The following is a 13,238-nucleotide window of genomic DNA, read 5'->3' as shown; positions in this document are numbered from 1 at the left end:
TTGAACATTGCCGCCAAAGCGCTCGATGCTCTCGGGGCATGACCCTGGGAGAAAGGGGAGCGTGGCACCCCCAAAGGCCAAGGTGATGATCCGGGCAAACCGGGGAATGCTGGCTAACCTGCGGTTGTTCAGCCGCCGTCCCACAACGGGATGTCCCCAATTTATTGGGGGAGGATGTCACTCGAGTTCCTTCAAAACCTCCTCGTTTATGCTAAAGGAATGCTCGGGGCCGGGGAAGACACCCTCCTCCACTTCCCTGGCATATTCTGCCAGCGCCCGGCTGATTTCCTTTTGCAGGAAAGCATACTGCTTGACAAACTTCGGCACGAAGCGGTCAAAGAGCCCCACCAGGTCGTGGAAGACCAGCACCTGCCCGTCGCAGTGCGGGCCGGCCCCAATGCCGATGGTGGGAATCCTCAGCTTGGAGGTAATCAGCCTGGCCAGGGGAGCGGGCACGCACTCCAGGATGAGCATGAAGGCCCCCGCTTCCTCCAAGGCCAGGGCGTCTTCCAGCAGCCGCCTGGCCGAGGCCAGGTCCTTGCCCTGTACCTTGAAGCCGCCCAGCATGGTGGCCGTCTGCGGCGTAAGGCCGATATGGCCCACCACCGGTATACCCCCGTCGACCATGGCCTTAACCGTTGGAGCTACCACCATCCCGCCTTCAAGCTTCACCGCATCAGCCCCCGCCTTTAACATCCTGTTGGCGTTGCGGATGGCCTGGGCGGGGCCTTCATTGTATGAGCCGAAAGGCATGTCCCCGATAACAAAGGTGTTGGGCGCCCCGCGCACTACCGCCCGCAGGTGGTGGAGCATATCCTCCATGGTCACCGGCACCGTGCCCGCATAACCCAGCACCGCCATGCCCAGGGAGTCGCCCACCAAAATGAGCTCGATGGGGCTCCTGTCCACCATAAGGGCGGTAGGGTAATCGTAGGCGGTAATCATGCGCAGTTTCGGTCCCCGCTGCTTCCTTTCCAACATTTCGGGCACGGTTAACTTGCGTTTTTCCATGAGGCACCTACCCCCTAGCTAAAAAAATTTTGATTTCGAGGTCCGGCAAAAGGTGAGGGTATCGAAGGCGATAAAATCAACAATGAGGCCGTCCCATTGGTATTTTAAGTATAACCCTTCGGGGATAAAAAAGGAACTCCCGTGGTCTACCTTCGCATACAAAGGTCCACCCTTCCAAAGGGCAAGTCAAAAAAGGCAAAGCCTTCCTGAGCGGGCCCAGACCGCCTCCCCGTCCAGAGATTTAAAAAGATTATCCTCCGCTTGGCTACCATAAATTATTTCTATTGTGGTCATTACAGGATTACATAGCTAAACGGAGAAGAGTACTTTAATGAACGGGCTTAAAACATAAAGCCAAGGGAAGGTGGGAAAGCCCGATGAAAAAAGGCAAGGTCATTTTAGCCGGAGGGGTGCTCGGCCTCCTGGCACCGCTATTGGTTAAACTCGGCAATCCCCCCAATATGGGCGTCTGCATCGCCTGCTTTTTGCGGGACATTACCGGCGCCCTGGGGCTGCACCGCACAAGCACCGTGCAGTACCTGCGCCCGGAAATCTTGGGCCTGGTGCTGGGAGCCTTTTTATCTGCAGCGGCCACTAGGGAATTCCGGGCTATGGGCGGCTCCAGCGCCTTTACCCGCTTCACCCTGGCCTTTTTGGCCATGCTGGGCATGCTGGTCTTTCTGGGATGCCCGGTGCGCACCGTCCTGCGCTTGGCCGGCGGGGATCTCAACGCCCTGGTGGGGCTGGTAGGTTTGGTGTGCGGTGTGGCCGTTGGAACGTGGTTTTTGTCACGCGGGTTCTCTTTGGGCCGGGCGGTGCCGCAAAACAGCGTCAGCGGCTACATATTCCCCGCAGCCGTAATTGGACTTCTGCTGCTTTTAATTTTCAGCCCCCCCTTTATCTTCTTCAGCCAGCAGGGCCCGGGGTCCATGCACGCCCCCACAGCTATCTCCCTGGGGGCAGGCCTGCTGGTGGGCATCCTGGCCCAGCGCTCGCGGCTCTGCATGGTGGGTGGCATACGGGATTTCATCCTCTTCCGCGACACCTACCTCCTTTCCGGCTTTTTAGCCGTGCTGGTGGCGGCACTTGCGGGCAACCTGGCGCTGGGCTACTTTAAGCCGGGTTTTGCCGGGCAGCCCATTGCCCATACCGACGGCCTGTGGAACTTCCTGGGTATGGCCCTGGCCGGGTGGGCGGCAGTGCTCTTAGGCGGCTGCCCGTTGCGCCAGCTGGTGGCAGCCGGCGAGGGAAACACCGACTGCGCCGTTACCGTGCTGGGGTTTATTGCCGGCGCGGCGGTCGCCCATAACTTCGGCCTGGCTGCGGGGCCCAAAGGAGTTCCCGTAGCCGGCCAGGTGGCCGTGCTCCTGGGCTTACTTTTTGTCCTCTTCCTTTCCGTCTCCCATCTCAGGAGGTGAACCAAAATGGAAAAAGAAATTGACGCCCGCGGCTTGCTCTGTCCCGAGCCCCTGCTCCTGGCCAAAAACGAAATGGACCAGATGCCCCAGGGAGGCACCATTAAGGTGCTGGTCAGCACCCAGGCAGCCAGAGAAAACATCACCCGCCTGGCTGAAAGCAGGGGCTGGGCCGTGGAGGTATGTTCTGAGGGAGAGGACATCGTAATCGTGCTGAAAAAGTGATTAGAAGCCTTCCCGCACGGATCCCCCGGGGAAGGCTTCTCTTTTAAGGAGGTTCTACCGCCAGGCTCCCCGGCTGGGCTGCCGGAGGGCCGGCGCCGACTTCTACAATATACAAGGTAGCTTTACCACCCCCGCGAATACTCCCCGGCGCAAGGGATGCAGGCAAATTTACCCTCGCGCACCCTGGCCCGGGCTTCTGCCACCGGCTCCCCGCAAAAGGCGCAGGTGACGGAGTTAAAAATCCGCGCCCTGGGAGGTGGTTCCATGGTGGTGTGCCGCACCACACAGAACTCCTCTTCCGGCGCTTCCAAGATGTAGCGGGTGCGCTCTTCTTGATGCCGGCGGAAAAGCTCCCGTTCTTGCGGGCTTGCTGTGCCGCCGAAAACCTTTGCCCGCAGCTCGCGGTAGCCCGCCTCGTCCTGCCTCCATACGCCGCCCCGCACGGAAATGCGCACGGCTTTCCGGCTATCCCGACAGATGAAGGTGAACACGTGCTTTCCGTAATCGCGGTAGATGAGGTTGCCCTTGCCCAGCGTGCAGCCGGTTAAGAGCTGAATGGCGTCCACCCCGCAGGCGTCGTTCTCCACGATGGCTACCAGCTCCTCATCTTTAGCACGGTGCTCGGCCAGCTCCCGTAGGGCTATTTTGGCCACCCGGTACCCTACCGCCAGTCCCGGGCAGCTGTGCCCGTGAAACTCCACCACCCTTTCCCAATCCGTTTTGGCCATACACATGAAAAACATCCTCCCCCATTTGGAAATTTTCTACATACTCACCGGCTAATCATCTTGCCTCTGCCCCGCACAATCCTTACAACCCAAACTTCCATCCTGAAGAACAATAGCATGGTCCTTCATCACTTCTTCGCCGCAGCGGCTGCAGGTAACCACCTGCAAGCAGAGTTCGGGAAGGGGTATTATCGAATCTACAGCTTGGACCTCAAAAATTTCTTCTGCCGGCCCCTCCAAAATATACCTCATCAGCGGCTCCTGGCGGCGGTAAAACTCTCTGTGCTCTTCCTCCGTGGCCTCTCCGTTGGCCACCTTCTCCATGAGGGCAACAAAATCCTCCCCTTCTTTGGTCAACACTCCCGCCTTCAGGCTAATCCGCAAAGCCTGCCGCTCTCCCGCGCGGGCAAAGGTAAACACGTACTTGCCGCTATCTTTGAAGATAAAGCTTCTCTTGCCAAAGGTGCAGCCCGTCAAAACCTGCACCGCATCGGCAGCACAGGTGCGGTTCTCCACCACTGCCACCAGCCCGTGCGCCGAGCCGCCGGCGCCGAGCCTCTCCAAAGCCAGTTTTGCCGCCCGGTAGCCAACGGCCAGCAGGCAGCACGGGTGTCCGTGAAAAGCAATTACCTTTTCCCAATCACTCATTTAAAAGCCCCCCTTCATGTCACAGCCCTCAAGAGTTCCCTGGTCGCCGAACGGGAGGGAGCAGCAAGAAGCCTGGCTGGAGGCCCCTCCTCAACGACCTGCCCTTCGGCCATGATGGCCAGGCGGTCTGCCACATAGCAGGCTGCAGCCAAATCGTGGGCGGTGAGAAGAATAGACATCCCTTTCTCCGCGAGACTGCGCAAAAGGTTTAAAATCTCCACCCCCACCGAAACGTCAAGCATGGAGGTGGGTTCATCGGCCAGGAGCAATGTTGGCTTCGTCACTAAGGCCCGCGCCAAAGCCACCCTCTGACGTTGGCCGCCGGAAAGCTGGTGGGGGTATCTACGCAGGTAGGCTTCGGCAGGGTGAAGGCCCACCGCATGGAGGGCTTCAGTTACGGCCCGGGCCACATTTTGCCGTGGCTTGCGGCGGATGAACAAGGGCTCGCCTACAATGTCGGCCACCTTTAAGTGCGGGGACAGGGCCGCATAGGGGTCCTGAAAAACCAAGGACATTTGTTCGCGTCCCTGCCGGGTTTCCCTTAAAGCCAAGGGGCGGCCGGCAAAAAAGGCCTCCCCACCGTCGGCAGCCAGCAAGCCGGCAATGATGTGCAAAAGCGTTGTCTTACCAGCTCCCGAGGCCCCCACCAGGGCCACCACTTCGCCCCGGCCCACGCCCAGGTTGACGCCGGCCAGCACTTCCTGCCGCTCCCGCCCCACCCGGAAGTGCTTAACCACCCCTTTGAGCACCAGCAGCATAGGCAAAGCACCTCACCTGCCCCTCCCCTACTTTCACCAGGGGCGGCGCTTCCTTGCGGCAAACATCCCTTGCCTGGGGGCAGCGCGCGGCAAAGCTGCAGGCCTGCGGCGGGGCCAGGAGGGGCAAAGCATAGCCGGGTATGCCGCGCCGGCTTAACGGCGGGTCGCCAATTCTGGGGCCGGAGGCCAGCAGGCCGCGAGTGTAGGGGTGCAGGGCGCTCTCTCGTTTAAAGGCCGGCAGTTCCTCCACCACCTGGCCGCCATAGAGCACCACTACCCTCCGGGCAAGGGAAAAGGCCAGGCTAACGTCGTGGGTGAAAAAAAGGATACCCGTACCGTGCTCACGGTTAATTTTTCCCAGCAAGTCTTTAACCTTTTTCTGCGTCAAAACGTCGAGAGCCGAGGTCGGCTCGTCCAAAACCACCAGCTGCGGGCGGTTCAGCAGGGCCAGAAGCAGGGCCACGCGCTGCTTCTGGCCTCCGGAGAGCTGGTGGGGGTATTTGCGCAAAACCTCCTCCGGCAGGCCCAGCTCCTCCAGCAAGGGGAGTACCGCTTCCCTCGCCTCCCCCTTGCCGTTCTTGGCGGTATAGATCTCCCAGAGGGTGCGGGCCACCGTTTGAGTGGGGTGCAGGGTATCCGGGGCGTTTTGGGGAACAAGGCTCAGTTCCTTAAAGTAAATGCGCCGTCTTTCCGCAGGGGGCATGTTTAAAATGTCCCGGCCTTTAAAGTAGACTTTTCCGGCTACCACCTCCTGCCCCGGCAGGGGGCGCCCCACAGCCGCCCAGGCCAAGCTGGTCTTGCCGCCCCCGGACTCCCCCAAAACCGCCACCACCTCGTTATCTTCCACGCGCAGGCTTACGTCCCAAAGGGGGTAAAGGCTACGCCCGCTCACCTTCAAAGTGAGGTGCTCGATCCTCATGGTCCACCTCTTTATTCCGGGAGGTTAGGCTTTCCTCCAGGGCATAACCTGTAAGGGTAAACCCCAAAATGGCCAGGCTCACCGCCACCGCCGGGGGGAGAAACCACCAGGTCCAGGCGGGGGTCCAGAGGATACCCGGGTAGTTCAGCGCCCCGCGGATCATCATCCCCCAGCTTTTCGTGGTGGGGTCGCCGAGGCCGAGAAAGCTTAAGCCGGCTTCAGCCGCAATACCGTAGCTGGCCGTACTCACCACCTTGGCAATGAGTAGGGGCAGGAGCTCCGCCAACAGGTGGCGCCGCAGCACGTAAATAAACCCTCCCCCGGCAAAGCGCACGAACTTTAAGTAATCCCGCTCGCGAAGCGAAAGCACGTAGGAGCGAATGGTGCGGGCAATGCCCGGCCAGGAAAGGAAAATGAGCACGAGAATCACGTTAAAAAGGGAGGGCCCCAGAAAAACCGCCAGGAGGACAATTAACGGCAGGCGGGGAACGGTCATCAGCACGTCCACCAGGCGCATGAGGACCACGCCCAGCACCCGGGGGTAATATCCTGCAGCGGCACCCACCACAAAGCCGAGCAGGGTTGCTCCCGTGCCTACGGAAAGGCCCACGAGCAGGGAGGTGCGGCAGGAAAAAAGCAGCTGGCTGTATACGTCCTGGCCCAAGGCGTTGGTCCCCAGCCAGTGCTGGGCGGTGGGGGGCGAAAGGGGAGGCCCGCCGGTGGCATCGGGATCATAGGGAGCAAGCCAGGGCGCCCAAACGCCCAGAAAAACCATCAACCCAATTAAAAGCAGGCCCGCCCAGGCCATGGGTATCTTTTGCCATGCCGCCACCCAGGTCCTTACCTCGTGCATCTCTACACCTCTTTTATGCGGGGGTCCAGCTTTAAGTAGAGCAAGTCGGTTAAGAAGTTAACCGCCAGCACCCAGAGGGTAAAGACGAAAAACACGCCCTGCAGCAGCGGGTAGTCGTGGTTCAAAACCGCCTCATAAGTCAGCCGGCCCAGGCCCGGATAGGCAAAAAGCACTTCCACCAACACCGCCCCGCCAAGGGCATAGGCCACCCGCAGGGAAAAGAAGGTAACCACCGGCAAAAGGGCCATGCGCAAAATGTACCGGTAGTGGATGACGTGCCGAGGGAGCCCCTTGACCTCGGCCAGCAAAACGTAAGGCTCATCTTTTACCAGGCGCACCGAGTTGCGCACCAAAAGGTAGGCGCCGAAAAAGCCGTGGGCCGATAAAGCCAGCACAGGCAGCACGGCATGCCTGAGCACATCAACGGCCTTTTCCCAGCCGGCAAGGTTAGCAAAGGCCGTATAGGCCCCCCCAATGGGAAACAGTGCGAGCTTAACCCCCAGAAAGATCAGCAAAAAGCTCCCCAACACAAAAGGAGGCATGCTGTCTAAAACCACTGCCGGCAGCAGCACCGCTGCCTCCCGCATCCGCCCCAGGGCGGCCCGGGTCCCCAGGATGACGGCCAAAAGGCAGCTTAGTAAAGCGGCGCTAAAGGTCAAAAGCAACGTCCAGGGAATGCGCTGCCAGATAACCTTGGCCACCGGCGCCTTGTAGCTAATGGAAAAACCCAGATCGCCCCGGGCCAGCCCTTGGAGATATTGTAAAAATTGTCGGGGTAAGGGCTGATCTAGCCCGTAGTATCGCTTCAAGGCCTCCAAAGTGGCCGGGTCGGGCGCCACGGCCAGGCTGCCCACCCCGCTGGAGAGGTCCTCCAGGGGGCTGCCCGGCAGTGCGCGGGGGAGAAAAAAATTGATTAACAGTGCGGCCACCAGCACCAGGAGGTAGGTGGCCGCACGGCGAGCCAGGTAATCGAGCAACCCTAACGCACCCCTATGAAAGCCGCCTTGTTGTACGGCATGGGAATGCCAATGCCTACGCCCCCTTCGGCGGTGAAGAACCAGCCGTCAAAGATAGCCGGGTTATAGGCATAGTACCAGATGGGATAGTACAGCGGCAGGCAGGGCAAAACCTGCGCGTACATCTGCTGCATCTGGCGGCATATTGCCTTGCGCTGCTCGGGATTGGGCGTGGTTAAAAGTTTTTGCGCTAACTCCCGGTACGCGGGATCCTTGGGCGTCCCCGGCGTGAGGATCCCTCCCCGGGCAATGCCAAAGCCCATGACAATGGCCGGGTCACCGCCAAGGCCACCGTGGCCGTTTATGGCCAGGTCAAACTGGCCGCTGCTGATGACACCGTCTATGGTCTTCATATCCAGGGCCTTCACTTCGCAGGCAAAGCCCACCTCTTTCAGCATGAGCTTCACCACTTCTGCTTCCCGGGTATACTGCTGGGGGGCAAAGAGGGTAAACTGCATCTTGCGGCCCTTTTCATCTTCGGCCACCCCGTCGCCATCCCGGTCGTAAATGCCCGCCTCCCGCAGCAGGGCTTTGGCTTTTTCCACGTCCGGCGGGTAAAGCTTTGCGGCCTCCGGGTCGTGCCAGGAAGAGTCCGGCGGCAAGAACCCGGGGCTGCCGGGCTTGGCCCCCTCCAGCCCGCCGGGCACGGCCCGTTTGACCAGCTCCTCGCGGTTGACGGCATAGGCCACGGCCTGGCGCACCTTAGCGTTGCTGAAGGGCTCCTTGTCCACGTTAAACTGCAGCTTCAAAACCCAGAAGGCCGGGATGCTAAACACTTTCAGCTTGGGGTTGGCCTTAAACTTGGCCGCCAGGGATGCCGGGATGTCGGCGAAGTCAACATCGCCCCGCTCCAGGGAAGCCAACTTGTCGCCGGTGGGCACAAAAAGGAGTTTTTTGACCTTAGGCGCGCCCAGGAAGTAGTCCTCGTTGGCCTGGTAGGAATAGGCCCCCTGGGACTTGTCGTAAGAGAGCAGCTTATACGGGCCGCTGCCAACTAGCATTTCAGGCCTGCTCTCTTTGCGCGGGTCCTGCACCCCGGACCAGATGTGCTCCGGGATGATGGGCACGTTGCCGGCCACCTGCTGCAGGAAAGGCACGTACGGGGACTTAAGGGTAAAGACCACCGTGCGCTCGTCGGTTGCCTTAACTTCCTGGATCATCTCCAGGTTAAACCATTCCACCGGATGCTTCTTCAGGTAATCAAAGGTAAAAACAACGTCCTTTGCCGTCAGGGGCTTGCCGTCCTGCCACTTAATGTTGGGCCTTAAAACAAAAGTCCAGGTCTTGGCATCCGGGCTCATTTCCCACTTTTCCGCCAGCCAGGGGATGACACCTTTATCGTCTTTCCAGGTCAGGGTGTCGTAAATAAAGCTCAAGTGCAAGTACCCGGGGCCACGCGGGTAAAAGGTAAAGGGTGAGGGGAGCCCCCAGTCCTCGCCGGGCAGCTTCAGCTCGGCCACAGCCCCGCCGCCTACCGGCTGGCCCGCTCCTCCGGAGGGTGCCTGCTTTGTCCCGCAGCCGCTGACCAAAAGGGAAACGGCTGCCAGTAACGCTACCAGTCTGGTCAATAAGCCTTTTGCCTCCAAGCCTCCACTACCCCTTTCTCATAAGCATGAGTAAAAGCTAACCTTTCGGAGCGACATTAAGTTACCACTTGGTCAAATAAACCTTATCCCCTTCCTTAAAAGCCCGGATCAGCTCGCAGTGGCGGAGAACGGCAATCTGCCGCTCCAGCTCTTCGGGCTTTACCTTAACCTCCCTCAATAACTCATCTCTGGTAATTTTCCCTCTCTCCTCGATGGTGCGGTAGATATGTTTCTGCAGTTCCGTTAAGCCCGCGGTGCCCGACTGGCCCAGCTGCTTCCGGGTTGTGACGGCTCCGGCCACGGCAGTAGGGTCACAGACCCGCGGCGGATTGACCATGTAGATGTAACAGTCTTCACACAAAGCCTGCCCAAAGAAATCGTACGTTTCCCCTTCTTCCACAGGCGAGCGGCAGCGCTGGCAATGCATGATGCTTTGAGCCCCCTCTCTTGAAGCGTTCATTTTTCTTTTCCCTCCCCTGTCAAGGCATTCAGCACTTTTAAGGCCTCTGTGGCATATGCGACGGCAGGCCCGCCGCCCATTGCTATGGCCACGGAAACGGCCTCTAAAATCTCCTTTCTGGTGGCACCTATTTGCAGGGCCTTGGTCACATGATTGGCAATGCAATAAGAACACCTAATGGCCACGGCGATACCAACGGCAATCAGTTCCTTTTGCTTTGCCGAAAGCGCTGCGTCGGAAAAAACCGCCTCGTGTAGCTGGTGAAAACTCTTCATTACCTCCGGCAACTCTTGAGCCAACTTTTCCAGATAGGCGCTTAAGCCTTCACTATTCTTTTGTGCTTCCATTCTTACCACCCCTGCCTAACTCTTTATTTTTTAAACCAGCCTATGCGCGCGCCGGGAAAGCTGTCCAGGTCGGCAGAGTACGGCTTGATGTCTATAAGCGGGCTCCCGTCCACTGCATCCAACCCCCGCACCAGCAGGCGGTTTTCCTTCACCTCCACCAGCTCCGCCACGCAAAAAGCAAGGGGGTTGGGGCGAGACGGCGAGCGGCAGGCGAACACCCCCCGAATTTCCGGGCCGTGGGGCGTTTTGGTTTGCAGCACGTCCCGGCGGGCCAAGTGGCACCAGTAAAGCACAATTAGGTGAGTAACCTGCTCCACGTCCTTTAGCCCCTCCGCGTACTGGGAGTAAATCTCCAACTCGGCCACCTGGTCGGAAAAGCGCCCCTGATGCGGTGCTTCCCTAGTGCTACGGTAAGGGCTATGAATCACGCCGATTGGCACTAATTCCAGGCAATCACCTCCCAAAGGCTTGTAGGCGGTGAGAAGATACTTTTCAGGGGTATTGGTAATTCCCACCTGCACCAGCCCGGCCTTTAGGCATAACTCCCGCATCTCTTCTTCGGAAGGGAGCATGTCATTGGCCACCACTCCCCCTATGGACCTGTGCAGCTCGTTCACCGCTTCCCGGCTCATGGGGTGGCAAATAACCAGCCGACCGCCGGGCTTTAAGAGGCGAACCATTTCCCTTAAGGCCCCCAGCTTATCCACCAGGTGGGGAAAACAAGAATTGCAGATTATCTCATCAAAGGCATTGCTTTCTAGCGAAGTGCGGGTAATGTCCGCGCACACGTACTCCACCCTGTCGCCCATCTTGGCCCTGGCCCTGGCCAGCATTTCCTCGGCCACGTCCAGGGCCACTAATCTTCCTTGCGGACCAACGGCCTCCAGCAAAAAGGGCAGCAATACACCCGTGCCCGTACCAACATCCAAAACGGCGCTGCCGGCCTTAATGTTTAGTTCCGCGATGATTCTCTTCAAGCGTTCTAATGTTTCATCAGCCAGCAGGCTGTCCCACTTGGGAGCCATCTGGTTAAAGTAATCGCGGTGGGCATGCGTCATTTGTTCTCCTCCCATTTTCCGCAAAAAAATAAAGGCCTACCGCTACCCTTTTTTCAAAGGGCCCACGCAGGCCTCCGTGGCCACTTAAGATTCCAGGGTATTCCTAATCACCTGCTTAAGAAAAAACTTTAAGCGGAGAAGGCATACCTTTCCTTCCCATCCGTTCAAAAAGATCTTAAACTAGATATCAGTCTCTGTCAATAAGGCGCCCCCCCCTTTTTGCGGCACAAAAAAGTGGGGAAAAGCCGGAGATTAAGTAGCCCGCAGGACCGGCCTGCAGTATAATAAGCTTAAGGCGCTTCCTTAATTCCCGTGCTCACCCAGAAAGGGCGGCGTCACCCCCCAATGTACCGCGAAGAATTTGCCCTGGCTTTAAGAATTATCGTCGAAGCGGCCCAGGAGGTTTACGGGAACCGCCTGGTTTCCCTGGCCGTTTTTGGCTCTGTAGGCCGGGGCACGCCACGCCCGGACTCGGACATCGACCTTTTATTGGTAGCAGAAAGCCTGCCCAGGGGCGGATAAAAAGGATGGCCGAGTTTGAACGAGTAGAGGAAATAGTGGCCTCACGTGCCGACCAATTTAAGTATATAAGGCCGGACCTCTCCCCGGTAATAAAGACAAAAGATGAGGTTCTCCTGGGCAGTTTTTTGTTTCTGGACCTTGTGGACGACGCAAAGATCCTCTACGACCGGGGGAATTTTTTGGCCCGGTACCTGGCAAAGCTGAAGGAAAAACTGCATCAAATGGACGCAAAGAGGATCACCGTAAAGGAAGCTGGTACTGGGTCTTAAAGGAGGACTACCGCCCGGGCGAGGTGATAGAAATTTGACGAGCATTGCCCTGGAAAAAATGATCATCCTGGCCGCCAGCAACTGGGGGCTTCTGGAAGAAGCTTTAAGCATGTCTGCCTTCCAACCCTTTGTGGTGTTCGGCACACTTGACCTCCTGGCGCCAGCTGAAGTCACCCAGGTATCCGGAAAGCAAGCTTGCAAAAGCCCCGTCAAAGTGTATTTCTACGAGCACGGGTGAAACTGCGAGAGAAAAGTGGTTGCCGTGGGCAACCTGGCCGGCATTTGGACAGAGGTTCCTGAGGAACCGCCAAGCATGAAGGTGCTAAAAGAACTATTTTTTGCGCGCTTCGGTAAGGCGTGGGAGGAAGTCATGGTAGGCGCATCGAGGCCCTTTGCCTATCACAAGGACTGGCGGTCCTACCTGGCCGTCTCCCACCTGGTCCGGTACGGGGAAAGCCTCCTTTTGGCTGACTTAACCGCCAAATGCCAGAGGCAAGGCGTAAGGGTAATCCATATCCTCACTGGCTAGCCTCTCACCCACCCCCGCTGCTCCAGCTCCCTCTTCTTGAAATAATTCTTGATGGCCTCATGCAGCGTGTTTACAGCCAGGAAAGCACAGTGCACGTGCTCCTCAGGCAGCCCCCCTAGCGCTTCTAAAACATCCCGCGGGCTCAGCGCTAGGGCCTCTTTGATCGTCCTGCCTTTGGCCATCTCGGTAACCATGCTGCCGGCAGCAATGGTGGGCCCGCACCCATCGGTCCAAAAAGTTACCTCACCAACCACACCGTCCACTATTTTCACCCAAATCTGCATGTTGTCACCGCACTGACCGGTAATGCTGGCGTAACCGTCCGGGTTCTCGATGCTCCCCACATTCCGCGGGTTGTTGGCGTGGTCAATAACCACCTCGCTAAACTGGGCCCACACTTCTTTCTGCAGTTCTGCGGCAAGCTTGTCCAGGTCAAAATCCATCCTCTCCCCCTCCTGTTTCTAAATGCCCCGCTTGGCGCAGACCCGGCAGGGGTACCTTGGTCGCCCGCTTTTTAAGGCACGGCGAAAGGCACGGTACGCTTTTTGGCGCCAATTGGCAAAGAAGGCTTCTCTACTTATGTTACCAAAATACCTACGCCAGGCCAGCGCCGGCAGCCCTTCCCCCCTCTGGGGTGCGGGATAAACCGGGATGTTTGTGACATCCTCCCCCCAATAAATTGGGGGGCATCCCGTCGTGGGATGGCGGCTGATCAACCGCAGGTTAGCCAGCATTCCCCGGACGACCCGGATCATCACCTTGGCCTTTGGGGGTGCCACGCTCCCCTTTCTCCCAGGGTCATGCCCCGAGAGCATCGAGCGCTTTGGCGGCAATGTTCAATGCCCCAACCCTGTCCGCATCGGACTGGTACCCGCACCTGACGCACCTGAACCA

18 protein-coding genes and 1 pseudogene are annotated in these 13,238 nt (G+C 58.5%); 6 read left to right on the top strand and 13 right to left on the bottom strand.

Annotation, left to right across the window (positions count from 1 at the left end; genetic code table 11):
- Window positions 1-177 precede the first annotated feature (177 nt).
- A complete protein-coding gene (gene panB / locus G454_RS0113065) occupies window positions 178-1,011 on the bottom strand; it encodes a 3-methyl-2-oxobutanoate hydroxymethyltransferase (protein WP_027718964.1) in 834 nt (277 codons plus the stop codon).
- Between the two features lie 377 nt (window positions 1,012-1,388).
- Between panB and yedE the strand changes: the two genes are divergently transcribed.
- Together yedE and G454_RS0113050 are read left to right on the top strand one after the other, a co-directional pair.
- Window positions 1,389-2,429, top strand: coding sequence for a YedE family putative selenium transporter (gene yedE, locus G454_RS19185; protein WP_051276413.1), 1,041 nt, complete (start codon window positions 1,389-1,391; stop codon window positions 2,427-2,429).
- A 6-nt stretch (window positions 2,430-2,435) separates the two neighbouring features.
- Window positions 2,436-2,651 (top strand): sulfurtransferase TusA family protein, encoded by a 216-nt coding sequence (locus G454_RS0113050; RefSeq protein WP_027718963.1) that lies wholly within the window; start codon window positions 2,436-2,438, stop codon window positions 2,649-2,651.
- 122 nt (window positions 2,652-2,773) lie between these two features.
- On the opposite strand, the gene G454_RS0113045 is transcribed toward G454_RS0113050, so the two are convergent.
- The 11 genes and pseudogenes from G454_RS0113045 to G454_RS22425 form a co-directional block, all read right to left on the bottom strand.
- Entirely contained in the window at window positions 2,774-3,385 is a 612-nt protein-coding gene (locus G454_RS0113045; RefSeq protein ID WP_027718962.1) for an FmdE family protein, read from the bottom strand.
- 45 nt (window positions 3,386-3,430) lie between these two features.
- Window positions 3,431-4,027, bottom strand: coding sequence for an FmdE family protein (locus G454_RS0113040; RefSeq protein ID WP_027718961.1), 597 nt, complete (start codon window positions 4,025-4,027; stop codon window positions 3,431-3,433).
- A 14-nt stretch (window positions 4,028-4,041) separates the two neighbouring features.
- Complete coding sequence (locus G454_RS19180; RefSeq protein ID WP_035107843.1) at window positions 4,042-4,785, bottom strand: ABC transporter ATP-binding protein; 744 nt, start codon at window positions 4,783-4,785, stop codon at window positions 4,042-4,044.
- On the bottom strand, window positions 4,757-5,704 hold the full coding sequence (locus G454_RS19175) for an ABC transporter ATP-binding protein (protein WP_084413504.1): 948 nt from the start codon (window positions 5,702-5,704) through the stop codon (window positions 4,757-4,759). The genes G454_RS19180 and G454_RS19175 overlap by 29 nt, the downstream gene beginning before the upstream one ends.
- Window positions 5,664-6,557, bottom strand: a complete 894-nt coding sequence (locus G454_RS19170; protein WP_051276409.1) for an ABC transporter permease — start codon at window positions 6,555-6,557, stop codon at window positions 5,664-5,666. The genes G454_RS19175 and G454_RS19170 overlap by 41 nt, the downstream gene beginning before the upstream one ends.
- A 2-nt stretch (window positions 6,558-6,559) precedes the next feature.
- On the bottom strand, window positions 6,560-7,534 hold the full coding sequence (locus tag G454_RS0113020; RefSeq protein ID WP_051276408.1) for an ABC transporter permease: 975 nt from the start codon (window positions 7,532-7,534) through the stop codon (window positions 6,560-6,562).
- A gap of 2 nt (window positions 7,535-7,536) precedes the next feature.
- Window positions 7,537-9,141, bottom strand: coding sequence for an ABC transporter substrate-binding protein (locus G454_RS19165; RefSeq protein ID WP_156896792.1), 1,605 nt, complete (start codon window positions 9,139-9,141; stop codon window positions 7,537-7,539).
- Between the two features lie 79 nt (window positions 9,142-9,220).
- Window positions 9,221-9,619 carry a hypothetical protein gene (locus G454_RS0113010; RefSeq protein WP_245574407.1) on the bottom strand — a complete coding sequence of 133 codons (399 nt, stop codon included), beginning with the start codon at window positions 9,617-9,619 and terminating at the stop codon, window positions 9,221-9,223.
- Window positions 9,616-9,966 (bottom strand): carboxymuconolactone decarboxylase family protein, encoded by a 351-nt coding sequence (locus tag G454_RS0113005; RefSeq protein ID WP_027718958.1) that lies wholly within the window; start codon window positions 9,964-9,966, stop codon window positions 9,616-9,618. Before G454_RS0113005 ends, G454_RS0113010 begins: the two co-directional genes overlap by 4 nt.
- Window positions 9,967-9,989: 23 nt before the next feature.
- Window positions 9,990-10,415, bottom strand: coding sequence for a tRNA (N6-threonylcarbamoyladenosine(37)-N6)-methyltransferase TrmO (tsaA, locus tag G454_RS22430; protein ID WP_027718965.1), 426 nt, complete (start codon window positions 10,413-10,415; stop codon window positions 9,990-9,992).
- Between the two features lie 84 nt (window positions 10,416-10,499).
- A pseudogene (locus G454_RS22425) lies at window positions 10,500-10,991 on the bottom strand (class I SAM-dependent methyltransferase); the annotation flags it as partial.
- A gap of 378 nt (window positions 10,992-11,369) precedes the next feature.
- Here G454_RS22425 and G454_RS22155 point away from each other — a divergent pair.
- The 4 genes from G454_RS22155 to G454_RS0112980 all read left to right on the top strand — a co-directional run bounded on the left by G454_RS22155 (window position 11,370) and on the right by G454_RS0112980 (window position 12,344).
- A complete protein-coding gene (locus G454_RS22155; RefSeq protein WP_211230099.1) occupies window positions 11,370-11,546 on the top strand; it encodes a nucleotidyltransferase family protein in 177 nt (58 codons plus the stop codon).
- 5 nt (window positions 11,547-11,551) lie between these two features.
- The gene (locus G454_RS22150; RefSeq protein WP_211230098.1) at window positions 11,552-11,815 is read left to right on the top strand and encodes a hypothetical protein; all 264 of its coding nucleotides are present in this window, start codon (window positions 11,552-11,554) and stop codon (window positions 11,813-11,815) included.
- 34 nt (window positions 11,816-11,849) lie between these two features.
- Complete coding sequence (locus G454_RS0112985) at window positions 11,850-12,053, top strand: hypothetical protein (RefSeq protein WP_027718957.1); 204 nt, start codon at window positions 11,850-11,852, stop codon at window positions 12,051-12,053.
- 75 nt (window positions 12,054-12,128) lie between these two features.
- A complete protein-coding gene (locus G454_RS0112980) occupies window positions 12,129-12,344 on the top strand; it encodes a hypothetical protein (protein ID WP_156896791.1) in 216 nt (71 codons plus the stop codon).
- Here G454_RS0112980 and G454_RS0112975 read toward each other — a convergent pair.
- On the bottom strand, window positions 12,341-12,787 hold the full coding sequence (locus G454_RS0112975) for an iron-sulfur cluster assembly scaffold protein (protein ID WP_027718955.1): 447 nt from the start codon (window positions 12,785-12,787) through the stop codon (window positions 12,341-12,343). The two genes, G454_RS0112980 and G454_RS0112975, sit on opposite strands and share 4 nt — an antisense overlap.
- Between the last annotated feature and the right edge of the window lie 451 nt (window positions 12,788-13,238).

Origin of the sequence: Desulfovirgula thermocuniculi DSM 16036, assembly GCF_000429345.1 — a bacterium.
Classification (GTDB): Bacteria; Bacillota; Desulfotomaculia; order Desulfotomaculales; family Desulfovirgulaceae; genus Desulfovirgula; species Desulfovirgula thermocuniculi.
The sequence above is the reverse complement of the archived record's forward strand: the minus strand, read 5'-3'. Positions and strand labels throughout refer to the sequence as shown.